General features: G+C 49.0%; 18 protein-coding genes. 14 read left to right on the top strand and 4 right to left on the bottom strand.

All coding sequences use genetic code 11. From position 1 onward, the window contains the following. Positions 1–165: 165 nt before the first annotated feature. The 7 genes from IPM52_07115 to IPM52_07085 all read left to right on the top strand — a co-directional run bounded on the left by IPM52_07115 (position 166) and on the right by IPM52_07085 (position 13,844). On the top strand, positions 166–1,608 hold the full coding sequence (locus IPM52_07115) for a TrkH family potassium uptake protein (GenBank protein MBK9291379.1): 1,443 nt from the start codon (positions 166–168) through the stop codon (positions 1,606–1,608). Positions 1,609–1,894: 286 nt separating this feature from the next. Next, positions 1,895–6,004 carry an LruC domain-containing protein gene (locus tag IPM52_07110; GenBank protein MBK9291378.1) on the top strand — a complete coding sequence of 1,370 codons (4,110 nt, stop codon included), beginning with the start codon at positions 1,895–1,897 and terminating at the stop codon, positions 6,002–6,004. Positions 6,005–6,136: 132 nt separating this feature from the next. Further along, positions 6,137–6,499: a hypothetical protein gene (locus IPM52_07105; GenBank protein ID MBK9291377.1), complete on the top strand. Its 363-nt coding sequence runs from the start codon at positions 6,137–6,139 to the stop codon at positions 6,497–6,499. Positions 6,500–6,517: 18 nt separating this feature from the next. Next, positions 6,518–9,394 (top strand): LruC domain-containing protein, encoded by a 2,877-nt coding sequence (locus tag IPM52_07100; protein ID MBK9291376.1) that lies wholly within the window; start codon positions 6,518–6,520, stop codon positions 9,392–9,394. 166 nt (positions 9,395–9,560) lie between these two features. Continuing rightward, positions 9,561–11,939 carry a TonB-dependent receptor gene (locus IPM52_07095; protein ID MBK9291375.1) on the top strand — a complete coding sequence of 793 codons (2,379 nt, stop codon included), beginning with the start codon at positions 9,561–9,563 and terminating at the stop codon, positions 11,937–11,939. Between the two features lie 109 nt (positions 11,940–12,048). Next, entirely contained in the window at positions 12,049–13,092 is a 1,044-nt protein-coding gene (locus tag IPM52_07090) for a histidine kinase (protein ID MBK9291374.1), read from the top strand. Continuing rightward, positions 13,089–13,844 (top strand): response regulator transcription factor, encoded by a 756-nt coding sequence (locus tag IPM52_07085; protein MBK9291373.1) that lies wholly within the window; start codon positions 13,089–13,091, stop codon positions 13,842–13,844. The genes IPM52_07090 and IPM52_07085 overlap by 4 nt, the downstream gene beginning before the upstream one ends. A gap of 5 nt (positions 13,845–13,849) precedes the next feature. Here IPM52_07085 and IPM52_07080 read toward each other — a convergent pair whose 3' ends face one another. Further along, positions 13,850–14,476, bottom strand: coding sequence for a protein-tyrosine-phosphatase (locus tag IPM52_07080; protein ID MBK9291372.1), 627 nt, complete (start codon positions 14,474–14,476; stop codon positions 13,850–13,852). Then, on the bottom strand, positions 14,469–15,506 hold the full coding sequence (arsB, locus tag IPM52_07075; GenBank protein ID MBK9291371.1) for an ACR3 family arsenite efflux transporter: 1,038 nt from the start codon (positions 15,504–15,506) through the stop codon (positions 14,469–14,471). Before arsB ends, IPM52_07080 begins: the two co-directional genes overlap by 8 nt. Positions 15,507–15,738: 232 nt before the next feature. Between arsB and IPM52_07070 the strand changes: the two genes are divergently transcribed. The 7 genes from IPM52_07070 to IPM52_07040 all read left to right on the top strand — a co-directional run bounded on the left by IPM52_07070 (position 15,739) and on the right by IPM52_07040 (position 22,602). After that, complete coding sequence (locus tag IPM52_07070; protein MBK9291370.1) at positions 15,739–17,619, top strand: aldehyde ferredoxin oxidoreductase; 1,881 nt, start codon at positions 15,739–15,741, stop codon at positions 17,617–17,619. Between the two features lie 92 nt (positions 17,620–17,711). After that, a complete protein-coding gene (locus IPM52_07065; protein ID MBK9291369.1) occupies positions 17,712–19,289 on the top strand; it encodes a hypothetical protein in 1,578 nt (525 codons plus the stop codon). Beyond that, positions 19,279–19,794 (top strand): hypothetical protein, encoded by a 516-nt coding sequence (locus tag IPM52_07060; GenBank protein ID MBK9291368.1) that lies wholly within the window; start codon positions 19,279–19,281, stop codon positions 19,792–19,794. The genes IPM52_07065 and IPM52_07060 overlap by 11 nt, the downstream gene beginning before the upstream one ends. Before the next feature lie 167 nt (positions 19,795–19,961). Continuing rightward, positions 19,962–20,405 carry a 50S ribosomal protein L13 gene (gene rplM / locus IPM52_07055; protein MBK9291367.1) on the top strand — a complete coding sequence of 148 codons (444 nt, stop codon included), beginning with the start codon at positions 19,962–19,964 and terminating at the stop codon, positions 20,403–20,405. A gap of 15 nt (positions 20,406–20,420) precedes the next feature. After that, positions 20,421–20,807, top strand: a complete 387-nt coding sequence (rpsI, locus tag IPM52_07050; protein ID MBK9291366.1) for a 30S ribosomal protein S9 — start codon at positions 20,421–20,423, stop codon at positions 20,805–20,807. Between the two features lie 104 nt (positions 20,808–20,911). Further along, positions 20,912–21,754: a 30S ribosomal protein S2 gene (gene rpsB, locus IPM52_07045; protein ID MBK9291365.1), complete on the top strand. Its 843-nt coding sequence runs from the start codon at positions 20,912–20,914 to the stop codon at positions 21,752–21,754. A gap of 17 nt (positions 21,755–21,771) precedes the next feature. Next, entirely contained in the window at positions 21,772–22,602 is an 831-nt protein-coding gene (locus IPM52_07040) for an elongation factor Ts (GenBank protein MBK9291364.1), read from the top strand. A 176-nt stretch (positions 22,603–22,778) separates the two neighbouring features. Here the strand turns inward: IPM52_07040 and IPM52_07035 are convergent, their stop codons facing one another. Both IPM52_07035 and ftsZ read right to left on the bottom strand, forming a co-directional pair. Continuing rightward, positions 22,779–23,231, bottom strand: a complete 453-nt coding sequence (locus tag IPM52_07035; protein ID MBK9291363.1) for a GatB/YqeY domain-containing protein — start codon at positions 23,229–23,231, stop codon at positions 22,779–22,781. A gap of 13 nt (positions 23,232–23,244) precedes the next feature. Next, positions 23,245–24,897, bottom strand: coding sequence for a cell division protein FtsZ (gene ftsZ / locus IPM52_07030; protein MBK9291362.1), 1,653 nt, complete (start codon positions 24,895–24,897; stop codon positions 23,245–23,247). Positions 24,898–24,956 lie beyond the last annotated feature (59 nt).

Here is a 24,956-nt window from a genome sequence, read left to right as displayed (position 1 = left end):
CCGCGCTGCGACCATACTTTAGGAGAGGATTGACTTGAAACAGTCAATCCTTTTTTTGCGCATTCAGGTTTCCAGGATCGCCGCAAATGTTAAAAGTGTTCCAAAAAATTCAATGCGGTTCATTTAGTTCTACATTTGCCGCCGTTTTTCCGAAGGATTAAGCTGATGTTCAACAAAAGTGTGATTGCGAAGGTGCTGCATACCAACCTTTTAGTTGTATCTGTATTTATTGTTCTATGTATTCCGGTGGCCTGGATTTATCGCGAGGGCTGGCTGTATTTGTTGCTTAGTGCAACATTAACCGCATTAGCATCAGGGATTGCACTGTTTATTTCAAGAGGTTCTGATCAGGAAGCTGTTTTTTCGAAAAGAGATGCCTACCTAACGGTCACTTTATCATGGGTAAGTATGGGGCTGGCCGGTTCGTTGCCCTATATTTTTTCTGGTCTGATAAACAAGCCGGTTGATGCATTATTTGAGTCGTTGTCGGGTTTTACAACAACTGGCGCCTCAATACTTACTGATATCGAAGGCTTGCCAAAAGCCTTGCTGTTCTGGCGCAGCCTCACACACTGGATTGGCGGAATAGGAATCGTATTGATTGTGGTTGTGCTGCTGCCATCGCTCAAAATAGGCAGTTACCACCTTTTCTCTTCCGAGTCTTCCTTCCACGAACGCATCCAACCTCGCATAAGCAGGATTGGGTTGACTTTAATCATTATTTATGTTTCGCTGACGATTCTTGAGGTGATCCTGCTTCTTTTTGGCGGCATGAACCTTTTCGAAAGTGTGTGCCATGCGTTTGGTACAGTAGCTACAGGAGGATTTTCTCCTAAAAATGACAGCATCGCAAGCTATTCACCTTATATTCAATATGTGATTATGGTATTTATGTTCCTGAGCGGAACCAACTATATCGTTTTTTACTATTTAGCAACCGGTATGCCAAAAAAAATCTTTGGCAACAGTGAGTTCTGGTTCTACCTGAAAGTTGTCCTAGCAATTGGCTTCATCCTGACTTTTATTCTGTTCTCCAACTCGGATCGGGGACTGGAAAAATCCTTCCGCGATGCCATGTTTCAAACCGTTTCGATCATTACATGCACCGGATTTGCCACCGACGATTATTTGGCCTGGCCGGTTTACGGATGGTTTTTAATTTTTTTGGCGATGTTTCTTGGGGGTAGTTCCGGTTCAACAGCCGGAGGTATCAAAATGGTAAGACATCTGGTCTTTTGGCGGTCCCTCAGAGCATACTTCAGGCAAATTCAGCATCCACAGGGCGTTGTGGTTACTAAACTTAACAATAGTGCGCTCCGAACAGAAAGCCAGGTGGCGATTATCAATTATATTATTACCTACATCTTCATTTTTGCGGCTGGCACTTTTGTCATGGTATTTTTTGGCAACGACGGCCTTACTTCTGCCGGATCGGTGGCCACATGTATGGCAGGTATCGGACCGGGTTTGGGCTCGACTGGCCCTGTTTCAAATTTTGCCCATCTTTCCGAATCCACTAAAGTGCTGCTCATGTTCCTGATGCTGGTCGGAAGACTCGAAATATATACTTTGCTGGCTCTTCTGCACCCGGGCTTCTGGAAGCCCTGAGCTATATCGTGTGCTGTTTCAGGAACCCTGCCTTTTCATATTCTTCCCGATTTTGGAATATTGTAAGTGAAATGGGATTACGGCAGTCCTAAATTATCATTTTAAATTGCACAATAACAGGCAGTTAGCAATTCAGCACGATTTTTGTTAAACATTTGTTAATGCGGCTATTTGTGTCGTATCTTTGATATGGTGTTTAATAATGACCTTGTGTTATTGCCTGATATTCAGTTGAGTAATAATTGAATCAGGATTTTTGCCTGAGGTCACCAAATCCGGTTGAGCTATGAAACGGATTGTGCTGATTTTATTCGTGGCCGCTGTTTGCACAAGTTTGCCGGCGCAGCCCACATGGATCAGTATTGCCAGTGGCGACTGGAACAATCCGGCCATCTGGTCCACCAGCGGAGGAGCCTCAGGTGCTCCTGTGCCAACATTATCATCCAATATGCGGGTAATTGTGGCGGGACATGCTGTTACGCAATACAGCAACCACATACAAATTGTTCAGAATGGCAGACTGGAAATCACAAATGGTGGTCGTTTGCGCATTGCTACCAATTATATGCTTTATCAAAGCGGTGCAAATACCGTTTTTAAGATTGACAATGGTAGTCTGGAGGTAAGTGGCAATTCGACGGCTGCGATGCTTATCAGGCTTGAGAATGGCAGCATAGAATGGACTGATGCTATAGTACGTAGTGGCGGACTGATGTATGTGGGCAACACAAGGGCTAACTTGAACAATGCCTGTATTTCTTCGGCCTCCTGGATGCAGTGGAGCGGAATTGGGAGCAGTTCCAATTTTTCGATCATGAACAATGTCGGATTGTATGCCGGGTCAGGTGTGCAAAATGGGGATCAGCTGATTTTATCTGGATCTTACATAAATGTCAATGCATTAAAACTGTTCACAGGTTACCCGGGCAATTTGAATCTCACAAATTCAACCTTACAAGGGTCAATTTATTCAATTTATTTAGCCAGCGGGTCTATTAATACAAACGGACTGGTTGGTGCTCCCGAACTGGGCTATTGGTGCGCCAGTCCCTCGCCCAATCTTTCTTTGTTTTCAGGGCCCAGAATTCAGAGTTGCAGTGCAGCATATTCTCAGCCCTGCGGTCCGCAACAGCCCCCCTGCGATGTATCGGTAACCAAGCTGGCCAGCATGCAGAATGTAGGTGTTGGGCAGCAAATGAGCTTCCTGATAAAAGTGGCCAACCATAGCTCTTTTACTGCGAGAGGTCTTCGTGTGTACGATCTGGTCCCATCGGGATATGAACTACAGACTGTTAGTCCTCAAATTGGAAATTGGAATAATCCTTACTGGAATATTGGCGATCTGGGCAGTTTTCAGGAAGTGCAGGCGATTATGTATGTACGTGTAAAGAGTAGCCCGGGCTATACCAACACGGCAAGCCTTTCGCCAACAGGTAATTATTATACCGATCTCGTAACGGCCAATAATCAATCGTCTGTCACGCCAAATGTGCAGGCCACATCCGACCTGCAGATTACCAAGGTTGTTGACAATCAGTATCCTCAGGTTAATCAGCTTGTTACTTACACTATTCAGGTAAAAAACAACGGTCCTGGGGTACCGGCCAATATCAATGTTACCGATTTTCTGCCTTCGGGCTTGCAATATTACAGTCATACGGTTTCCCACGGAGGATTACTTTCGCCCAGCAACTGGAATATTAGCGGATGGCAACTCAATCCCGGGCAAACGGCTACCCTCAACCTGGTTGCAAGGGTGCTGCCTACAGGAAACTACGTGAACTCGGCTACGGTTTCGAGCGAGTTAACCGATCCCAATACGGCAAACAACACGGCTACGGTGACCATTTATCCTCAGATTTCTGATTTGGCCCTGGCCATAACACCTTCGAACATTAACCCGCTGTATGGCGAGAATGTTACCATGGACGTTCAGCTTACAAACAACGGGCCGTCAACATCCATTCAGTCCTATGTTTCTTTTTCGATTTCCCCTGGATTTCAGTTTGTTCAGGCTACCCCACAGATGGGAACTTTTAGTGGCTCTAACTGGTCCGTTGGCAATCTGGGAGCGAACCAAACTACCTCTTTGAGTTTGGTATTGAAAGTTACATCATCAGCTCCTTATCAGCTCATTGGTAACGCAGGCCAGCAAACCCATGACCCTAATTCCTCCAACAACTCTGTAACTGTCATACTTCAACCCACCGCAGCCTACGACCTGGCTGTTCAGAAAACTGTTGACGTTGACAATCCTTATTATAATCAGGTTGTTACATTCACCATAAACGCATGGAATGCATCGCAGGGCACAGCCACAGGTGTGGTGGTTACAGACCTGCTGCCTGATGGTTACACACTTATTAATGCATCAACAAGCACCGGAACCTGGGAAGCGCCAAACTGGAATATCGGCAGCCTTCCCAATGGCGTTTTGCGTACCTTGCAGCTAACAGCTATGGTGCTTACCACAGGCAGTTACACCAACACAGCCACCATTTCCGGTGACCAGCCCGACCTCAATATGGCCAATAATAGTTCAGCGGCTACTGTAACACCACGTCAGACCAGCGATCTCGAGGTTCAGATTGAAGTTTCGAATACTACACCAATAGTTGGCTCCGAAATAAGCTGTACGGTTCGTGTAACCAACAATGGCCCGCACATGGCTCTGGCAACCCGTGGACCTGTTCATTTGCACCCCGGCTTACAGATACTTTCGTTCAATGCAAGTGGAGGAAACTTTCTTAGCCCTCCCGGATATTGGGAAATTGGCAGCATTGCCACCGGGGATGTAGTGACCCTTTCTCTCCTATTAAAAGTCAATCAGGGTGGAAACTTAGTTATTTCCTCTGATATTTTTTGCGACAACCTCGATCATAACACAACAAACAACTATAAGTCTGTACAGATAATTGCAATCAATGCCATTGATCTTAAAGTTGAAAAGACATCAAACAACACTAACCCCATTGTTGGTGCCAATGTGGTATTTACAATCAAGGTTTACAATTTGGGAAATATTCAAGCTACAAATGTTGTGGTTGAGGATCAGTTGCCCAGCGGATACCAGCTGGTTTCGGTTAATGTGCCACACGGCAGCTGGAATGCACCGTATTGGACTTTGCCAGTCATGACGCCAGGAATTATGTTTTCTATGACCATCACTGCCAAGGTACTTCCTGCCGGTAATTACGACAACACTGCTACTGCCACGGCTGCCGAAACAGATCCATTCCCGCTTAACAATTCTGCTACGGCTGAAGTGCATGTTGTGCCCCTGAACGGGCCAACGGCCAACGATGATATTGCAACAGGTATTAAAAACCAGCCACTTGATATAAATGTGCTAACCAACGACATTGCCGGCGATGCACCCATCAATCCCAACAGCGTTCAGCTTGTGGCCGGAACAGCTCCTGACCCCGCTGCACAGGGCATCATCACCATTGATGCTGCAACCGGGACAATGACGTTTGTTCCTGTAGCGGGTTTCACTGGTACAATAGTTACTCAGTATTCAATCAGGGATATGAATAATCTGCCCGCTAAGGCCCAGCTCACCATAAATATTATAGAACCACTAACAAACCTCTACCCGGCAAGCGGCCCCGGCACATTGGCCTTCGAAGACCTCTGGCCCGGCAAAGGCGACTACGACTTTAACGACCTGGTGATTGATTACCAGTTCGAGATACAGTCCGATATGACAAACCATGTGGTGAGCATTACAGGAACTTTCACAATTCAGGCATTTGGAGCCGCCCTCGAGAACGGATTTGGATTTCAGTTGCCCGCTTCGGTTGATCAGACTAAAATTACTGCTACAGGATCGAGGCTGACCGAAGGCTTTGTTGAGTTCAGCAGCAAGGGATTGGAAACGGGTCAGCCCAATGCCACAATCATCGTATTTGATAATACATTTACTCAAATGCAGCCCCCCGGAATAGGAACAGGCGTGAATACCGACCCTGATGCACCTTATGTTGATCCGGTAACAATAGTTATCAATCTGCAATTTGAGCCTGGCGCTGTTACCATGAATGACCTGAACATTGGCGCGTTTAATCCATTTATGATTGTAAATAAGGTGCGCGGACACGAAGTCCACCTGCCAAACTACCCGCCCACTGCAAAAGCAAACCCTGCGCTTTTTGGCATGTGGGAAGATGCCAGTATGCCCCAGCAGGGAAAATACTATGTTACACACAACAATCTTCCCTGGGCAATTAACCTATACCAGAGTTTCGACTATCCAAAGGAAAAGCGCGACATTACCAAAGCCTACCATAAGTTTGTTCCCTGGGCAGTAAATGGCGGAACCTTGTTCCCCGACTGGTATCGCAATTTACCCGGATATCGTAATGAACAGCATATTTACAAAAAGGGGAATTAATGTATAGGTTTGATCAAATAAATCCTATTATTGGAAAAAATTTCGAGAACAAATTTATTAATATTTTGAAAATCAAATAGATATAAATAAGGCACGATTATTGACATTAAGAATATATAAAACATTTCAGATATGAAAAAGATTGCATTTTTTGTGATGATCGTGGTGCTTGCCTCGCTATATTCCTGCCGCAAAGACCGTTTTGAGCCCAACCAGCCAAAGAGCATGGAGGAGCTGAAGGTGCCGGCAAATTTTGACTGGAAGACCACTCGCGATCTAACAATCAGCCTGAGTAGCAGCAACAGTGGCTTGACCGAGGTAGTAAATGGGAATAACAATGTTGTTTATCAGAGGGCATATCTAACCGCAGGAGCAAATTACACAATGAAAATCACTCTGCCTGCTTACGAGACTTTACTAAAGATCAAGTTTCAGGGCATTGAGCGCGCCCTTTATTTGCAACCTGGTGTGAGTTCCTATTCAGTTAATTTGTAAATCATACTCCTGAATACAATGAAAGATATTGGTTTTTTCATCAAGTCAATCATCCTTGTTGCATTGTTTTTTGCAGCAGGCATGAGCGCAAACGCCGTTGTAACTTGCGAGGTTAGCAAAAGCAATGGTGGTGGCTTTACAACGATTATCGAATCGGTAGTGCAAAACTGTAATGGCACTTATACTATTGTGTTGCGTGTTGAGCACAACGGTTGCGGTGGTCCGAGTTGCAAGGCACTTTCACACTACTCCGTTGAGGCTGTTCCCGGAACTTACTCAAATGTAAGTGTACAGGTACGTCAGGGCACCATGACTTACACCAATATTGATCTTGGTCCGAACCTGGGGGCTTCAACGCCCTTCCAAGGGTTTAAAATTGATGGGGTGAAAAACATTGGCGGTGGTAAAGCCGGTGTATTTGCTATCACTTACACCCTGACAAGTCTGCAAAATCAACAAGTGTCGGCTAAGTCGGGAACATCGCTGCAGCTGGCCAGTTTCACAGCGGCTGAGTTCCATCAAGTAATGAACTGCAATGGTACGATATGCAATACGAATCCAAGTGGATTAATGGGTAATGTCTTTCATGACATTAACGGATTGACCGACAATACTGTAAATGGAGCAGGTGTGGGTGCGGCTGGTTCAACCCAGCTATATGTAAATCTGCTTAACAGCGGGGGTATGGTGTTGCAGACAAAACCGGTGAACAACAATGGTACCTGGGAATTTACCGTTGGCGCAGGTAGTTATCAGGTACAACTTAGTACTGTTTCGGGTACGCCTGGAAATACGGCCCCTCTGACCCTTCTTCCTGCAGGGTGGGTCAATACAGGTGAACACGTGGGCACGAGTGCAGGCAACGACGGAACAATTGATGGCATGATCAACACAATTGTTCAACCAAATACAATCACACAGCATGTCAATTTTGGTATTCAAAGGCTACCCATAGCATCAACAAATACCGAAGCCGCGCAGGAGAACCCAGGTGGAACAATTAGTGTGTCGGTTGCAGCAGCCCTTTTCCAAGCTACAGACCCTGATGGAGATGTTGTGTCTATCAAGATTACCGCTTTTCCGACAGGGATTACTACGATCACAATCAATGGAAGTACATATGATTCCGGAAGTTTTCCTGCGCAGGGAATAACTATACCTTCTTCATCCGTTGGCAACCCTACACAGGCAATTTCCGTTGACCCTCTTGATGGTGTTGTAACTGTTGCCATTCCTTTCGTTGCAATCGATAATGCAAACTTCCCAAGTACGAATACTGGCTATGTGTATCTCCCATTCACTATGCCCCAGGCACTTGGAGGACTGAGCGGCAATGTGTATCATGATCCCGACGGAATGAGCGATAACTTTGTAAACGGTAATGGGATCGGCTCACCATCTGGCACACCTTTGTATGCAAATCTGCTTGATCAGGCCGACTTAGTCGTTGCATCAGTTGCTGTATCATCCGGCGGAACATACAGTTTCAACAATTTGCAAAACGGCAGCTATACTGTGCTCATAAGTACGGTGCAGGGAACAGTGGGACAGCCTGCACCACCAGTGCAATTGCCCAATGGATGGGTCAATACCGGTGAAAATGTGGGAACTACTCCCGGGAGTGATGGTACGCCCGATGGCAGGTTAGTGGCCTCGGTAGTAAATAATCAGATTACAATGGACGTTAACTTCGCTATCGAGCAATTGCCTACGACAGGTAACAGCACTGCGGATATACAGGAGAATCCTGGTGGTGAAATTTTTGTACCGGTTACAAACAATCTGTTTATTTTCGATGACCCTGATGGCGTGGTCGGATCTATTCGTATTATATCGTTCCCGACTAATGCAACCTCAATCAAAATTGGTTCTGCTACCTACACAAGCACATCCTTCCCTTCTGGTGGTGTGATTATCAATGTTAACAGTGGAGGAGTGTTGGCAAACAGTGTTCAGGTCGATCCGATAAACGGCCCTGTAACTGTGATTATACCATTCAGGTCGAAGGATAATGCAGGATTCGAAAGTTCAAGCACTGGCACTGTAAGCCTGCCTTTTACCGGGGAATATATCCCTGTGGATAATTTCTTCCCTGCAACAGGTTATGGCACGCTGGCCTTTGAGGACCTTTGGCCCGGAAAAGGAGATTACGACTTCAATGATCTTGTGTTGGACTATAGGTTCGAACTTGTTTCAAACACAGGAAATTACGTTGACCTGATTATTGGTAAATTCAAGATTAGAGCTTTTGGGGCCTCTTTCGAGAATGGATTTGGGTTCCAGCTAAGCAGCAACATCAATGCAGATGATTTGTTTGTGGAAGGCACAAGTCTTACTGAAAATTACATTAGCCTCAATGCCAACGGTACAGAAGCGGGGCAGTCAAAACCCACCATCATTGTTTACGATAACGCCTACAACGAAATGCCATACCCAGGTACAGGTATTGGGGTAAATACAGACCCTTCGGCTTCATACGTTGAACCAGTAGAGCTTGAGATAAGAATTTATCTCCCTGCTAATACGTACACCGCAGCGCAGGTGGATATCGGCAATTTCAATCCTTTCATCATCGTCAACAACGTGCGGAGCCATGAGGTGCACCTGCCATACTACCCACCAACCGACCTTGCTGACATGAGCCTTTTTGGCCAGTGGGAAGACGACAGCAATCCTGCAACCGGACGCTGGTATGTGACCGACAAGAACCATCCCTGGGCCATCAATATTTACGAATCGTTCGACTATCCGATTGAGAAGCAGGACATTCTGGGCGTTCACCTCAAGTTTGCCGAATGGGCCATGAGTGGTGGCGTGCAATTTCCCGACTGGTACAAGAATCTGCCGGGATACCGGAACAGTTCGCTGATTTACCAGGTGCCTTCAGGAAAATAACCTGATCAGAAACAAAAGCCTAGCCGGATCGCCTCAAGCCTTCCGGCTTTTTTTTCGACCCGGGGAGCGATTTGCGGCTTTCATCCGCTCTTTTTCCCGTTCGTCAGCTTTAAGTTTTCTAACGCCATTGTGCAGGATATTTTTGCCGCATCAATGATATAAAACCATGAAAACTATTCACATTTCGCTCTTTTGTTTATTGATCGTAGCTACTACCCTGTATGCAGGCGAAGCTCCCGAACAGGTTCAAAACATACGCGGCAAGGTGCTCGATGCCATTACTACCCAGCCTCTGCCAGGTGCCCACGTACGTTTGCTGGGCGAAACGGCGATTGCAACAACCACCGATCTCAACGGTTTATTTGTGCTTCGTGCTGTGCAGGCAGGGCGCCAGTCAATTGAAGTGAGTTATGTAGGCTATGCTCCGCAAATCGTTCGTAATCTTTTGGTCACTGGTGGAAAGGAGGTTGTGGTTGAGGTTTTGCTGCACGAAGCCCCAGTCAGTCTTGGTGAGATTACAGTCAGCTCGGCCAAGCCCAAAGAGCAGACCATCAACGACATGGCCCTGGTAAGTGCCCGGGCTTTCACTGTGGAAGAAACCGAGCGTTTTGCCGGCAGCCTTGGCGATCCGGCACGCATGGTGGCCAATTATGCCGGTGTGATGACCCAGAACGACTCGCGCAACGACATCATTATCCGCGGCAATTCGCCATCCGGGGTGCTTTGGAGGATGGAAGGCATCGAAATACCAAACCCTAACCACTTTGGCTCACTTGGTACAACCGGAGGTCCGGTGAGCATGGTGAACAATAACCTGCTGATGAACAGCGACTTTCTGACAGGAGCCTTTCCGGCTGAATACGGAAATGCACTGGCAGGGGTGTTCGACCTCAATTTGCGCAGCGGCAATCCGGCAAAAAACGAATTTCTTGGCCAGATCGGTTTCAACGGTTTCGAGCTGGGGGCCGAAGGACCGGTCTTTGGCACAGGCAATGGACAGAAGGCATCCTACCTTGCCAACTTCCGTTATTCCACCCTTGAGCTGATGAACGAGCTGGGCTTCGACGTAGGTACAGGATCGGCAGTGCCGCGCTACAAAGACCTGACATTCGTGATGGATGTGCCCGGAACAAAGTACGGCCGATTCAAAGTTATCGGATTGTGGGGGCAGAGCCTGATCCGTCTTGGCCGCGATCTGAGCGATACCGCTGCCAATCAGTACAACTTCCGCGGAACTGCCACTGATTTCGGATCGGGGCTGGGGGTGGTCGGGCTCACCCACACATGGTTTCCTTCTGCCAAAACAAGGCTGCGCTCCACCCTTTCGTGGCAACGCACCTATTCCGAGGCCATACTCGATTCGGTGGTTACCGATGCATTCAAGCCATTCTACAGGGGCTACGAAAAGGAGTCCAAACTGTCGTTCAACACCCAGCTGCGTGGCAAGCTTGGTGCAAATGCCAGTTACCTGGCCGGATTGAATGTGGATGTGTTCGGACTCGATTATGTGGACAGTGTATTCTCGAAACGCTACCAGCAATTTATCACAAGGTCGGATGTGCAGGGCCGGATGATGCTCTACAGGGCATATGGCCAGCTGCACCAAAACTTCGGACAGCGCCTGAGTGCAAATGCCGGGATGAACTTTCAGTATGCCGCAATTAATCAGCAGCTCGTGGCTGAGCCACGCATCGGACTGAATTACAGGCTCAACGAAACAGCCGTGCTCACAGCAGGAGCCGGACTGCATAGCCAGTTGCAGCCCAGGTCGGTATATTTTTCTCAGGCTTATCTGCCACAATCGGGCACCTACATCCGCACCAACGAAGACCTGAAGCTCACCCGAAGCCTGCATCAGGTGATCGGATTTCAGCAACTGCTTGGCGAAGGATTCAGGTTCAAGACCGAAGCTTATTACCAATACCTTTTTGATGCACCCGTAAAGCCTGATTTCCCGGAGTTCTCGATGCTCAACTTTGGCGACCAGTTTGGTACTCCCAGGATAGACAGCCTGGTAAATAAAGGCAAAGGCCAGAACTATGGCCTTGAGCTTACTGTGGAAAAGTTTTTGAGCAAAGGATGGTATATGTTGTTCACCGCCTCGGTTTTCGACTCAAAATACACCGGTTACGACGGCATCTGGCGCAATACGGCATTCAATGGCAATTACGTGTTCAATCTCCTCGGAGGTTACGAACTTAAGCTGAACGAAAAGCTAACACTCACCCTCGACGGGAAGTTCGTTTGGGCAGGGGGCAGGCGCACTGTGCCGGTCGACTTCGTTGCATCTGCGCAAAAAGGCGAGGAAGTACGCGATTGGTCACGGGCTTACGAAGAAAAGTATGATGACTATATCCGTTCCGATTTTCGTATCGGGCTCAAAAGCAACGGAAAAAAATTGTGGCAGGAATGGGCCATCGATTTACAGAATATCACCGGCAACCGGAGTATCTTTATGGAAGCTTATGATCCCAGGAAAAATGAGCTTTATTATGTGTACCAGCAGGGTTTTGTCCCAATGTTTCTCTACAGGGTCAGATTTTAGCGGCCAGCATCCGGCAAATGCACCATCACAATTGCCTGAATAATCCAATACGACAGCAAATAGTTTAGTGGGGTTTCAGACTGTATTTTTACAAGGTAAAAGACCAAGAATGAAAAGGAAATCTGATTTTGATGCGGAGGAGCACGACTTCAACTGGTTCACCAGGAACTATTTGCTGCTAATTTTGGGCGTTGGCCTCTTTATCTCGCTTATCTACCTGATCAGCAATGAATATGCTGATGCCTCATCCGCAATTGTTGGTATAGGATCCGGGATACTTAACACAGCTGCAATCTGGATTGGTTGCGTGTTTATCGTGTCCTATCTATGGAAAAAGTATCCCTGGCAGGAAAAGCCTGTCAGGCACCTTGTGCTCGAAGTGATCCTGATCACCCTGCACACGTTAATTGTAAGCGGCATTATTTTTTTCACCCAGAAAGACCTTTTTGCGACACAGGATGGGCAAACCTTTATTATGGCCATTTTTACCACCCTGCTTATCACTTACCTCATCACTGCCATTCACGAATCGGTGTTTTTCTACCGCCAGTGGAAATTTCATTTCGGTCGCTCCACCCGGCTTGAGCGCGACAACATTTCGGCACGTTACGAAGCGCTGCGCACCCAGGTCAATCCCCATTTTTTGTTCAACAGCCTCAACAGCCTGTCGAGCCTGGTGGAAAACAACCCGAAGGCCGTGGAATACATCGGCCATATGTCCGACCTCCTGCGCTATATGCTCAGCAGCAGCGAAAAGGAATTCAGCCTGTTGCGCGACGAACTGAAGGTGCTCAACAGCTACCTCGCATTGCAAAAACTCCGTTTCGGGCAAAACCTGCTCGTGGATGTCAGGATACCTGAATCGGCCTTTCACCTTGCACTCCCACCCCTAAGCCTCCAGATGCTTGCAGAGAATGCCATCAAGCACAATGTAATCACAGCCGACAAGCCGTTGTATATCAGTGTGTTTATTGACGAAGGACGGCTTGTGGTTCAAAACAACCTGCAGCCCAGGCAAGGGGTAGCTTCCACAGGCAAAGGGCTGAACAACATCAGCGGCCGTTATGCGCTTTACACTACCAAAGAAGTTGTGGTTGAAAAAGATAGTGGGATTTTTCGAGTAAGTTTGCCATTGCTTGAAGTTGAATTATGATCCGGGCGCTCATCATCGAAGACGAACCCCTTGCCGCCCAGCGCCTTGAGGCCATGCTGATGCAGCTAAAGCCCGATATACGCATCCAGGGTACGATCGACAGTGTGGCCGGAGCCATTGAATGGTTCAGGCAACATCAGGCTCCCGACCTCATCTTTCTCGATATTCAGCTCGGCGATGGCATAAGTTTCGACATCTTCAGGCAGGTTCAGCCCGAAAGTTTCATCATCTTCACTACCGCATACGACGAATATGCCCTCAGGGCATTCGAACTCAACAGCATAGAATACCTGCTCAAACCCATTCAGCCACAGCGCCTTGAAGCAGCTCTGGCCAAATTTGATAAGATCCGCAAACCCGGCACTATCAATTTTGATCTGCTGCTCGAGCAGATGCAGTTGAGGCAACGTGCCTACAAGGAACGTTTTCTTGTGAATGTTGGCGACAAGATAAAAAGCATCGGCATCGATCAGGCATCCTATTTTTATGCCCTGGAAAAAAACGTCTTCATGTGCACTTCCGACGGCATGAGCTATCCCCTGGATTTGTCGCTCGATCAGCTTGAGAATGTGCTGAATCCCCGGCAATTTTTTCGGATCAACAGGCAGTATATCATTGCTTTTGGCGCCATCGGCCGGCTACACCTGATGCCTAAAAGCCGTATTGCGATCAGCCTTCAGCCTCCAACCCCCGAACTGCAATGGGTGAGCTCAGCCCGCACAGCTGAATTCCGTAAGTGGTTGGATATGTGACCGGATTAAGAGAGGCGATCTGCCGGATTCGCCACCGATTCAAACAAATATTTCATCTCTCTGGCAATCTGCAAACTGCGCCCGGCATACACACTATCCATTTGCGGGCTGCCATCCGACACTTTGGGGTCGAGATACAGGATGGGGACCCTCATGTCGGCGCCAAAAACTACCGGGCAAGCCTCATTGGCCGAGTCGCAGGTCATAACGGCAATGAATCCGGAGCGGGGATTAAAAGGGTGATCGTAAGTTTTTGAAAAAGCAATAACAGGCTGAAAATCATTGCTGTACCTAATGGCATACACCGGGTTGGGTGCTTTGCTCAGCTGGATAAGCTGAAAACCCTGGTTTTCGAGTGTTTCGGCAACCTTAGGAAACAAAGCAGTGGCTTCGGTGCCACCGCTGTAACAATCAACGGCCGTCAAACCGTGGAAAGCTGCCATGGTTTGCGCCCAGATCTGCCCCAGGTGGCTGCGCCGCGAATTGTGGGTGCAGATGAAACTGAGGGCCACCCTTCCATGTGCGAGTTTTGCCCGCACATGCCCGGCAAGATTATCAAGCAATAGCTTGCGTTCGTCGGGTATGCCGGAAGTATCGAGCCCGACAATCAACTCACGGATCTGGTCAAACATTGCGGTAGTATTTCTTTTTCAGATAAATGCTGGCTTTGACCAGCAGGATGAGCACCGGAACCTCAACCAGGGGACCAATGACGCCGGCAAAGGCCTGGGGCGAATAGATGCCAAATACTGCAATAGCAACTGCAATAGCCAGCTCAAAATTGTTTCCTGTGGCTGTGAAGGCTACGGAGGTATTGGTATCGTAAGGGATTTTCATGGCCTTGCCCGCAAAGAAGCTGATGAAAAACATTAACAGGAAGTACAGTACCAGGGGAACGGCAACCCTGAGCACATCAAAGGGCAGCTCCACAATTTTATCGCCTTTCAGGCTGAACATCACCACAATGGTGAAAAGCAGGGCATAAAGTGTGATGGGCGAGATGAACGGCACATATTTCCGGTTGAACCATTCTATGCCCTTATATTTGACCAGGTAATGCCGGCTGAGGAAACCTGCTGCAAACGGTATCCCAAGATATATGGCCACACTTTTTGCCACTTCGTTCATGGGCACATGAATGTCGAACTCACCAATGCCCAGAGCTCTAGGCAAAACGTTGATAAACAGCCAGGCATAAAAACTGTACGTAACCACCTGAAATACACTGTTCAATGCCACCAGCATGGCGCCATATTCCCTGCTGCCTCCGGCCAGATCGTTCCACACGATGACCATGGCAATGCATCGCGCCAGACCAATCAATATGAGTCCGCTCATGTAGCCCGGATGGTCGCGAAGGAACAACACCGCCAGCAAAAACATCAGAATTGGTCCGGCTACCCAGTTCAAAAACAACGAAAACGACATAACCTTTATGTTCCTGAATGCCATGGGCAACAGCGAATAATCAACCTTGGCGAGCGGTGGATACATCATCAGGATCAGGCCAATGGCCAGAGGGATGTTGGTGGCGCCTACCGAGAGCGCGTCCGTAAATTTGGCAATTTCCGGGAAAAGCTTCCCAAGCAGCACCCCGGCAGCCATCGCCAGAAAGATCCACAAAGTCAAAAACCGGTCAAGCAGCTTTAGCCTTACTTTCATGTTGCCTTATTTGTCTGTCAGAATATCCTGATGTTGCAAAGTTGCTGTTTTTCGGTGAATTGTCCGCCTTTGGGTTCCTACAGCAACCTTAAGGTATCATTAAAGATCATTCATCAGGTCGCTAAACCGGGTAGTTTTTTCAAGATTTTTCGATGGTCATGGGCATGGCACCAGGAAAAAGTTTTAGCTTACAATATGATAGCTAAAGCGTGAATATTTTATTTAAATAATAATGATTCAATACATTAAGTCGTTGATGGTGGATGCCTCCAATGGTTTCTACCGGGTAAATCGTTATAAATTGGGCGATTTTTTTGGTCCGGTTGACCTGGGCATACACCTGTCGCACAAGTACAACAGTCTGAATATTGGTGCCGGTTTGCTTGCCGGAAGCATCTTTCCAGGCTCCAACCGCCTCATTTTCACAGGCATATCGCCTTGTTGGCATGGATTCTTTATCTCTTCAATGGGCGGAGCTGCGCTGGTGTTCGACAATCTGGGAATCAATATGATGAGCATCATCGGAAAGGCCCTTTCGCCGAGTATTTTGTATCTGAACCGAAACCATGGCGAGGAAGTTGAGGTTGAACTGTACCCGGTAGATCTTCATGCGGTCTGGTCGCACGGCAGGGGAGGGGTTTACGGGGTAATGCAGTATGCGCTCGAGAAATTTGGTGAGCGATACGAGACAGAACCTCGTGTGCTCGCAACCGGACAGGCTTCACTGTACACCGATTTTGGCGGCATTGCCTCGGCCCCTGTCAAAAAAGGAGGTGAACTCACGTATGTGGATTGCTGGGCCGGCCGCGGTGGTTTTGGCACCAAACTGCTCCAGCAACACGGTATTGTTGGCATTATTTACGGAGGTACGGTGATGGACGAAGACTTCCGCGACCGCAAGGTGGCCGATGAGTGGTTTCAGGCCAAGTATAACCAGAAACTAGCTGCCAAAGACCTGGAAGCAACCACAAAATATCGCTTCGATCCCAACTTCAACACCGGAGGCACATTTGGGGTAAATTTTGCCACCATCGACGAGCGCATCATAGCTTTCAATTACCGGACCATTTACATGACCAGGGAGCAGCGGCTCGAAATCCACAAGAAATTTATTCTCGATCACTATCTGAAGCAGTTCAACGAGGAAACCATTGCCACCAAACAACAGAAAAACTGTGGTGAGCCATGTGTGGCAGTTTGTAAAAAAATGCACAATCACTTTAAAAAGGATTACGAACCTTATCAGACCATGGGGCCGCTTAGCGGGGTGTTCGACCAGCGCGCGGCTGAGCTGCTCAACCAGAAAGCAGATACTTACGGCTTCGACGCCATTTCGGTTGGCGGGGTGCTGGCATGGCTGATGGATTGCATGCACGATGGTCTGATAAAACCGGAGGTGTTTGGCCTTGAGGATGTGCCATATTTTACGCCTGATGGTTTCGATGTCGTGCAGCATTCCATGCACAACGCACAAATCGGGGCAGCCCTGCTCGACGCGATGGTAACACCGGGCGGGCATATCGACCTGTCGCTTGGAGCCAGAAAGTTTGCCCGAAGGCTGGCCCGTATTTATGGTCATGAGGTGATGGACCGTTTTGTCCATGTGGGATTTGCGCGCCAGGGCTGGATTGTACCCAACCAGTACTGGAGCCCTGGTGTACTCTCACCCATGGCCATCATGGGGAAATATTATATGAACTACGGCAAGGATTACCTTTCGCCCCGCGAACTCGGCCGCGAAAATGCCCGACGTACCATCCACGAACTCATGATGGACAATATGGGCTTCTGCCGCTTCCACCGTGGCTGGGCCGAAGACATCATCCCCGATCTTGTGGATAAATTGTTTGGCCTCAAGGATGCTTATCTGCACAACCTCAGGCTCACAGCCACACGCATCAACAGCCGCAACTCGGCCATCTTCTGGGAATCGAAACGCAATGCCCAGTTTGTGCATAATTTCCTCCTCAAGAAGTACAACGAAGATGGTGTCAGAAACAGCGACATCGAATATTGGCTAAAGCAGTTTGAAGCCAACAGCAAAGAAGCCGCCCTCAGTTTCTGGTACGAGGTGCACAAAGGCATTCACGAGATGTTTCGCGAGTTTCATTGATGCCACAATCATAATTATTTGTTATTAAATGCAATGGCTTTGCTATGGTTTTTGCAAAACACTACTTTTGGCCAGATTCATATCGCCACTGGATGCGACAACTCCTACCAACCCTCGTTTTAATTGCTTTACTGACAGGATGTTCCAATTATCAGTTCAGGTCGTCCTACCGTTCGGCGAATGCCTTGCTTCACGACATGAAAAAGTCAGACGGTCAACCATTCCTGAAAGCCCATCACGTCTCGGGTAACGTGTACGTGCTGACGCAGGAATGGCAAATCGACACCATGGCTGGCCTCGTGCGGGGATACGGCACCCTGTACGACTTCAACCGCAATATGCTGAGACGTGGAGCTCAGGAATTTGCGATCGACAGCATCCTGATATTCGAGACAAACCGTAAGCTGGTCAATCCCGAATCGCAGCGCATCACGGCAATGGCCATACTCACTGGGGTCAATCTTGCCCTAGGGGTCATCTGCTGGACCAATCCGAAAGCCTGCTTTGGATCTTGTCCCACCTTCTACATGGACGGTCACCAAAACATACATCAGGCAGATGCCGAAGGGTTTTCCAATGCCATCAGCCCCTCGCTCGAATATACCGACATCGACGCACTCAACAACCCTCGGGTTGAAGGCCGGTTTGCCCTCACCATGAAAAACGAGGCGCTCGAAACCCATGTAGTCCGCAAGGCCAGTTTGCTTGCCATTGCCCGAATGCCCGGCCAGCACATCCTGCATGCCCGCAACGATAAGTTTTACCGTGCAAAAAGCCTGGTTCCACCCCTGCTTGCAAGCGAAGGTGAAATCAACATCACCCAAAAACTCGCAAAACCTGATGGGGAGGAATGGTTTTCGCTGGCCGACGAACACAACCTGAGCAGCAAACAGGAGCTCATCGCAGAATTTGAGGCGCAGCCGGGCATGGCCAATGCTGGTCTTTACATTCATTTTCGCCAAACCTTAATGACCACCTATCTCATCTACAATGCGTTGCAATATATGGGAGATGAAATAAGCGATGTTTTTGCCAAAATTGAATCTGAACCTGGGCTGCGTTCACAGCTCAACAGCGGCATACATGGCGAACTGGGCGAAATTGAAGTCTGGCTGTGGAACAAGGCCACCGAAAAATGGGAGCTTCAGGGCAGTGTGTACGAAACCGGCCCCGTTGCCATCAACAAGCAGGTGGTACCTTTTGGCAGCGATGTTTCGGGAAAGGTCAGGGTTAAATTGCGTCTCAACCACGGACTTTGGCGCATCGACCATCTAAGTCTGGCTTACGGCCTGGAAGAGGTTCAACCGATAGTGGTAGAACCTGCCGAAATATTATATAAGGGAGTGCCGGATCAAACAGCCCTGCAAAAACTCAAAAGCTCGGATCAGGTGTTGCTGTCGATGCCCGGCGATGAGTTTCGCCTGATTTATGAGTTGCCCGACAATTCCGATTATGCACTTTTCCTGAGCAGCCGGGGTTACTATATTCAGTGGATGCGCGACAACTGGCTGGGGATGAAAAATATGGCCAGGCTTCGGACCATGATTACCCGTCCGGGCCAATACCTGCGCGAAGAGGCCAAAGCCTACAAAACGTATGAAGCAGCCATGGAAGATGCGTTCTGGGGTTCACGAATCGACACAAAAACAGTGCATTACTATGAAAATTAACCATATCATTGCCATTGCAGCCATTCTTTTGCTTTGGTCGTGTGCCCACGTGCCGGCCTATCTGCCTAAACTCGACAACCTTGGCAACAGTCCGAATGGTGCGTTTGTCAGGCTCAGCCAGCAGGCAGGTCCGACCGTTTACGGCGAGCTATTAGCAGTTGATTCGGCCAGCATCTACGTGCTTACCGACAAGGCATTTCATAACCAGTCGCGCTGCGAAGCCGTGCCCCTGCAGCGGGTCACCACCTTCAAACTCCGCTACGCCGCCCCCGGCCGGTATGGCTGGTCAATTCCCATTTATGGCTTGTTTGTAGCTCCGGTCACTTCGGGTTTTCTTTCCATTTTCACCATACCGATGAACCTCATCGTAACCGGTTCGGTCACTGCAGGAAGTTATCAGGCCACCAGCTATACGAATCAGGACATCCGCAAGGCTGATTTGTGGAAGTTTGCCCGTTATCCGCAAGGCCTACCTGATGGCATTGCCCTCAGCGACATCAAATAAGTTTGTGCCGGGGCCGATTGCCGGCCGGGAGTTTGGTTGCGACTTGTTGACAACTGTTTTTCAACAAAATGTTGTCAGCAAAATTGTTGGAATAAAAAATACTTTCTATCTTTGCACCCCCTTTTGGGAGAAATAGGTGCATACATAAGGTTGAAACACGAAATTAGATGAATACTCTGAGTTACAGAACGGTCAGCGTGAATAAAGAGCAGGCCAACAAAGAGTGGGTGGTGGTTGACGCTGAGGGCATGGTGCTGGGTCGCCTGGCATCGGAAGTAGCCAAGATCCTCCGCGGAAAGCACAAACCGTCCTACACTCCCCACAGCGATTGTGGCGATAACGTGATTGTGGTAAACGCCGAGAAGGTGAAGCTCACCGGAAAGAAGCTCGACGAAAAGGTGTATGTCTGGCATACCGGTTATCCGGGGGGTCAGCGTTTCCGCACTGTCCGCGAGCAGCTGAAGCACAAACCTGTTGCCGTGGTTGAGCACGCCGTCAAAGGTATGCTCCCCAAAAACAGGCTGGGAGCAGAGCTATTCCGCAACCTGCACGTGTACACTGGCCCCACACATAAACATGAGGCCCAGCAACCTAAGACCATTACCTTTTAAAAAAGCATACATCGCATGGAAGTAGTGAACGCTTTAGGCCGTAGAAAGACAGCCGTAGCACGCGTATATGTGAAGCCCGGAAACGGTACAATCACAATCAACAAAAGAGACTTCAAGGAATATTTTCCAACCCCCATGCTGCACTACAAAGTGGAGCAGCCCCTGGCACTCACCGACAACCTTGGCAAATACGATATCAAGGTGAACCTCGACGGTGGCGGATTCAACGGACAGGCCGAAGCCCTCAGCCTGGGAATCAGCCGTGCACTCTGTGCCATCAACCCCGAGTTTCGTCCTGTGCTCAAAGCCAAAGGGCTGCTGCGCCGCGACCCGCGTATGGTTGAGCGTAAAAAGCCCGGTCGCCCCAAAGCTCGTAAGAGGTTCCAGTTCAGCAAACGCTAATCCTGCAGCTTCTGAAAAGTGTTTAGTATCCAAATTGGTGAGATGTCTGCGAAAGATCTACTCACCAATTGCTTTTAGTGAATGTAAACATCAACAAACAAATTATGTCACGAGTTACCTTCGACGAATTATTGGATGCAGGCGTACATTTTGGTCACCTGCGCCGCAAGTGGAATCCCAACATGGCTCCTTACATCTTCATGGAGCGCAATGGCATCCACATCATCGACCTTTACAAAACCCAGGCTAAGATTGAAGAAGCTGCAAATGCCCTCCGCCAACTGGCACGTTCGGGCAAAAAAGTGCTTTTTGTAGCCACCAAGAAACAGGCCAAAGCCATTGTGGCTGAAGAAGTGAGCAAGATTGGCATGCCATACGTAACCGAGCGCTGGCCCGGCGGTATGCTCACCAACTTTGCAACCATCCGCAAGGCAGTGCGCAAAATGGCCAATATCGACAAGCTCATTGCAAGCGACGCGTATCAGAACCTCTCCAAACGCGAACGCCTACAACTCGAACGCGAGCGCGCCAAACTCGAGAAGAACCTGGGTTCGATTGCCGACATGAGCCGCCTTCCTTCGGCCCTGTTCATTGTGGACATCCTCAAAGAACATATTGCCGTTGCTGAAGCCCGCAGGCTGGGTATCCCCACCTTCGCCATCGTGGATACCAACTGCAACCCCAACCTCATCGACTTCCCCATCCCGGGCAACGACGATGCCACCAAGTCGATTTCACTTATCGTGAAAACCATGGTTCAGGCCATCGAAGAGGGTCTCAACGAGCGCAAGCTCAGCAAGGACAAGGGTGCCGACGACCATGGCGATGAAGAAGAGGCTGAAGAAACATCATTCATGCAGCACGGAGGAGACGAGGAAAACAAAGAAGATGGCGAAGCCAAGACCGACAAGCCAAAACGTCCGCGCCGCCCTGTAGCCAAGAAATAATTAAAACTTATTATACAATGAGCATCACTGCTGCACAAGTAAACGAACTGCGCAAAATCACCGGCGCTGGTATGATGGACTGCAAAAACGCCCTTGTAGAAAGCAATGGCGACATGGAACAGGCCATTGATATCCTGCGCAAAAAAGGTCAGAAAGTAGCTGCCAAACGTGCCGACCGCGAAGCCAACGAAGGCGTTGTGCTGGCCAAAACCTCCGACGACCACAGCTATGCCGCTGTTGTTATGATTAACTGCGAAACTGACTTCGTTGCAAAGAACCAGGACTTTATCAAATATGCCCACAGCATCCTCGATCTGGCCATTGCCAGCAAAAGCCAGGATGCCGAAGCTGTGAAGAACCTCGAGCTGAACGGCCGTAAAGTAGCCGACACCCTCACCGACCAAACCGGCGTGATTGGCGAAAAAATTGATATGGGCGCCTTCTTCAAAATCGAAGCACCGTTCACTGCAGCCTACATCCATCCCGGAAACCGTCTGGCTACCATCGTTGGTTTCAATAAAAAGGCCGATGGCCTCGACCAGATTGGTCGCGAGATTGCCATGCAGGTTGCTGCTATGGATCCTGTGGCTATCGACGAAGCCGACGTACCCCAGGAAGTGATCAACCGCGAGATTGAAATCGGTATGGAACAGGCCCGCAACGAAGGCAAACCCGAAGCCATGCTCGAAAAAATCGCCCGCGGAAAACTTGGTAAGTTCTATCGCGAAAACACCCTGCTCAACCAGGAGTTTATCCGCGACAACAAAAAGTCAGTTCGCCAGTATCTGAGCGAAACCGACAAGGAACTCACCGTTGTTGCTTTCAAACGCGTAATGCTTGGCGCATAAAAACCAAGCAGCACAAAAATAGAGGCCCGGATATTTTGTCCGGGTCTTTTTTTTATCCGATAAGCAGCCACTTTTGTTCATTGCCGAAATCGTAAAGTAAAAATGCCGGAACCATTTGGTCCCGGCAAAAGGAATATCCACCCCGGATATTCGTTCCAGACCCGAAAGTCTTGCTTTTAAGACAGCATTTCTTTGATAATGGTTGCAACAAGGCTGTTGTCGGCACGTCCGGCGATTTCTTTGCTTACGATGCCCATCACCTTGCCCATATCTTTAATGTTCTGAGCGCCGGTAGCTTCGATGGTCCGTGCGATCAAAGCCCGTAGCTCTTCGTCTGATAATCTGGCGGGCAGATAGGCTTCGATGATGCTTGCCTGATAATTTTCTTCCTCGGCCAGGTCGGGACGATTTTGCTGGGTGTAGATTGCGGCAGCCTCGCGGCGCTGTTTTACGAGCTTCTGAAGCATCTTAAGCTCCACCGAATCAGGGATGATGCCCGACGATACGTCTTTGCCCGTTTTTTCGAGCAGCAAGGCCGCTTTGATTGCACGCAGGGCAGCCAGCTTGCGGCTGTCCTTGGTCAGCATGGCCTGTTTGATGTCGTCGTTGATTTTCTTTTCCAATTCCATGAGCTTCCCCTGTTTAATCTACATTGTCGTGAAGGTAAGGGTTGTCGGGGCGGAGGGAGAATTTGCCTGTTTCTTTGTTAACGCTGTATCTCGAAAGCTCTTCTTCCTCATTTTCGCTCAGGTTGATCCCCTTGCGCAGGTAGGCAGGCTGTTTTTCAAGCTGTTCTATACCCTCGTCGGAAAGGAGAAATCTCGAACGGGCTTTAAGTCTGGCCTTACGGTCGGTCGAATTGCGCTCTATATGGCTGAACTCGGTTTCCGGGTTACTGAATCGGAGTGTAGGTAACTCCTGAGGGCTGTTGTCGCGAATCTTTACCTGCGGATCCATATTGGTTACTTCCAATGGAAGTTCGCTGGCATCTTTGATTTTTACGGTGATAGGTTCCTCAGTTTCGGACTCTGTTTCGGGTTCTGTGGCACTCGTTGCCTCCGGGGCCTGAACTGCGCTGGGAATGGTCGGTTCTAACTCGTCAAAGAGTTTGTGGATAATTACTTCCGGGTTGTTCGGCTTCGGAGTTTCAATGGTTTTTTTGGTTTCATGAGTGGGTGCTTCAGCCTTGCTGCTTTCCGGCATGAGCACGTGCCTGATGGGCTGAGGGGTTTCGGCTGGAGCAGTTGCTATTGGTGTGTTCTGTGGCTTCTGGGTGTTGGTGATTTCCTTGCCGTTGATATCGAACACCTTGGTAGCTTGCCGTTTTTCCGGGATAATGGGCTCACCACTGTCGAAGCCGGTGGCGATGATGGTGATGGAAATGCTGTTGCCCAGGCTGTCGTCTTCACCATTGCCCCAGATAACTTCGGCCGAATCACCGCAGATGCTCTGGATGTAGTCGGTAATTTCGTGTACCTCGTCCAGGGTAACCTCTTCGCTGCCCGAAGTAATGTAGAGGAGGATGTTTTTGGCGCCTGCGATGTTCGAATCGTTGAGCAAAGGTGAGCGCATGGCTTCCTCTATGGCCTTGATGGCACGGTTTTCGCCCTCGGCCCTGGCCGATCCCATGATGGCCTTGCCGCTGTTCTTCATCACCGTTTTCACGTCTTCAAAGTCCACGTTGATGTAGCCGGTCACGGTGATGATTTCGGCAATACTTTTGGAGGCGATGGTGAGCACATCGTCAGCTTTCTTAAATGCATCGGTGAGTTTCATGTCGCCATATTCCTCACGCAGTTTATCGTTGCTGATGATGAGCAGGGTATCTACATATTTGCGCAGCTCGTCGATGCCTTCGAGGGCTTGCTGGCGGCGGCGCCGGCCTTCGAAGCTGAAGGGCAGGGTGACGATGCCCACCGTCAGAATGTCGAGTTCGCGGGCCACGGAGGCTACCACAGGTGCCGCACCAGTACCTGTTCCGCCACCCATACCGGCGGTGATAAACAGCATTTTGGTGTGCGGCTCAAGCAGATCACGAATTTCATCAATGGTCTCGAGCGCAGCTTCCCTGCCAACCGAGGGGACGTTGCCTGCGCCAAGTTGCCGTTTTCCGAGGTGTATCTTGTTGGGCACCGGACTCACATCGAGTGCCTGGGCATCGGTGTTGCACAACACAAAGTCCACTCCCTTGATCCCCTGGCGGTACATATGCGTCACGGCATTGGAGCCACCTCCTCCCACACCAATAACTTTGATGATATTCGACTGTTCCTTTGGGTGCTCAAATTTTAACATTTCAGGCATGATTTCAGTTTTTAAAATTATGTGCTTGGTTGATTTCCTGTGAATAATTC

It is taken from the genome of Bacteroidota bacterium (genome assembly GCA_016715945.1).
Classification (GTDB): Bacteria; Bacteroidota; Bacteroidia; order Bacteroidales; family F082; genus JALNZU01.
The sequence above is the reverse complement of the archived record's forward strand: the minus strand, read 5'-3'. Positions and strand labels throughout refer to the sequence as shown.

Coding starts and splice junctions, on each gene's coding strand:
- IPM52_07115 (MBK9291379.1), top strand. CDS start 166: ATGTTCAACAAAAGTGTGATTGCGAAGGTGCTGCATACCAACCTTTTA.
- IPM52_07110 (MBK9291378.1), top strand. CDS start 1,895: ATGAAACGGATTGTGCTGATTTTATTCGTGGCCGCTGTTTGCACAAGT.
- IPM52_07105 (MBK9291377.1), top strand. CDS start 6,137: ATGAAAAAGATTGCATTTTTTGTGATGATCGTGGTGCTTGCCTCGCTA.
- IPM52_07100 (MBK9291376.1), top strand. CDS start 6,518: ATGAAAGATATTGGTTTTTTCATCAAGTCAATCATCCTTGTTGCATTG.
- IPM52_07095 (MBK9291375.1), top strand. CDS start 9,561: ATGAAAACTATTCACATTTCGCTCTTTTGTTTATTGATCGTAGCTACT.
- IPM52_07090 (MBK9291374.1), top strand. CDS start 12,049: ATGAAAAGGAAATCTGATTTTGATGCGGAGGAGCACGACTTCAACTGG.
- IPM52_07085 (MBK9291373.1), top strand. CDS start 13,089: ATGATCCGGGCGCTCATCATCGAAGACGAACCCCTTGCCGCCCAGCGC.
- IPM52_07080 (MBK9291372.1), bottom strand. CDS start 14,476: ATGTTTGACCAGATCCGTGAGTTGATTGTCGGGCTCGATACTTCCGGC.
- arsB (MBK9291371.1), bottom strand. CDS start 15,506: ATGAAAGTAAGGCTAAAGCTGCTTGACCGGTTTTTGACTTTGTGGATC.
- IPM52_07070 (MBK9291370.1), top strand. CDS start 15,739: ATGATTCAATACATTAAGTCGTTGATGGTGGATGCCTCCAATGGTTTC.
- IPM52_07065 (MBK9291369.1), top strand. CDS start 17,712: ATGCGACAACTCCTACCAACCCTCGTTTTAATTGCTTTACTGACAGGA.
- IPM52_07060 (MBK9291368.1), top strand. CDS start 19,279: ATGAAAATTAACCATATCATTGCCATTGCAGCCATTCTTTTGCTTTGG.
- rplM (MBK9291367.1), top strand. CDS start 19,962: ATGAATACTCTGAGTTACAGAACGGTCAGCGTGAATAAAGAGCAGGCC.
- rpsI (MBK9291366.1), top strand. CDS start 20,421: ATGGAAGTAGTGAACGCTTTAGGCCGTAGAAAGACAGCCGTAGCACGC.
- rpsB (MBK9291365.1), top strand. CDS start 20,912: ATGTCACGAGTTACCTTCGACGAATTATTGGATGCAGGCGTACATTTT.
- IPM52_07040 (MBK9291364.1), top strand. CDS start 21,772: ATGAGCATCACTGCTGCACAAGTAAACGAACTGCGCAAAATCACCGGC.
- IPM52_07035 (MBK9291363.1), bottom strand. CDS start 23,231: ATGGAATTGGAAAAGAAAATCAACGACGACATCAAACAGGCCATGCTG.
- ftsZ (MBK9291362.1), bottom strand. CDS start 24,897: ATGTTAAAATTTGAGCACCCAAAGGAACAGTCGAATATCATCAAAGTT.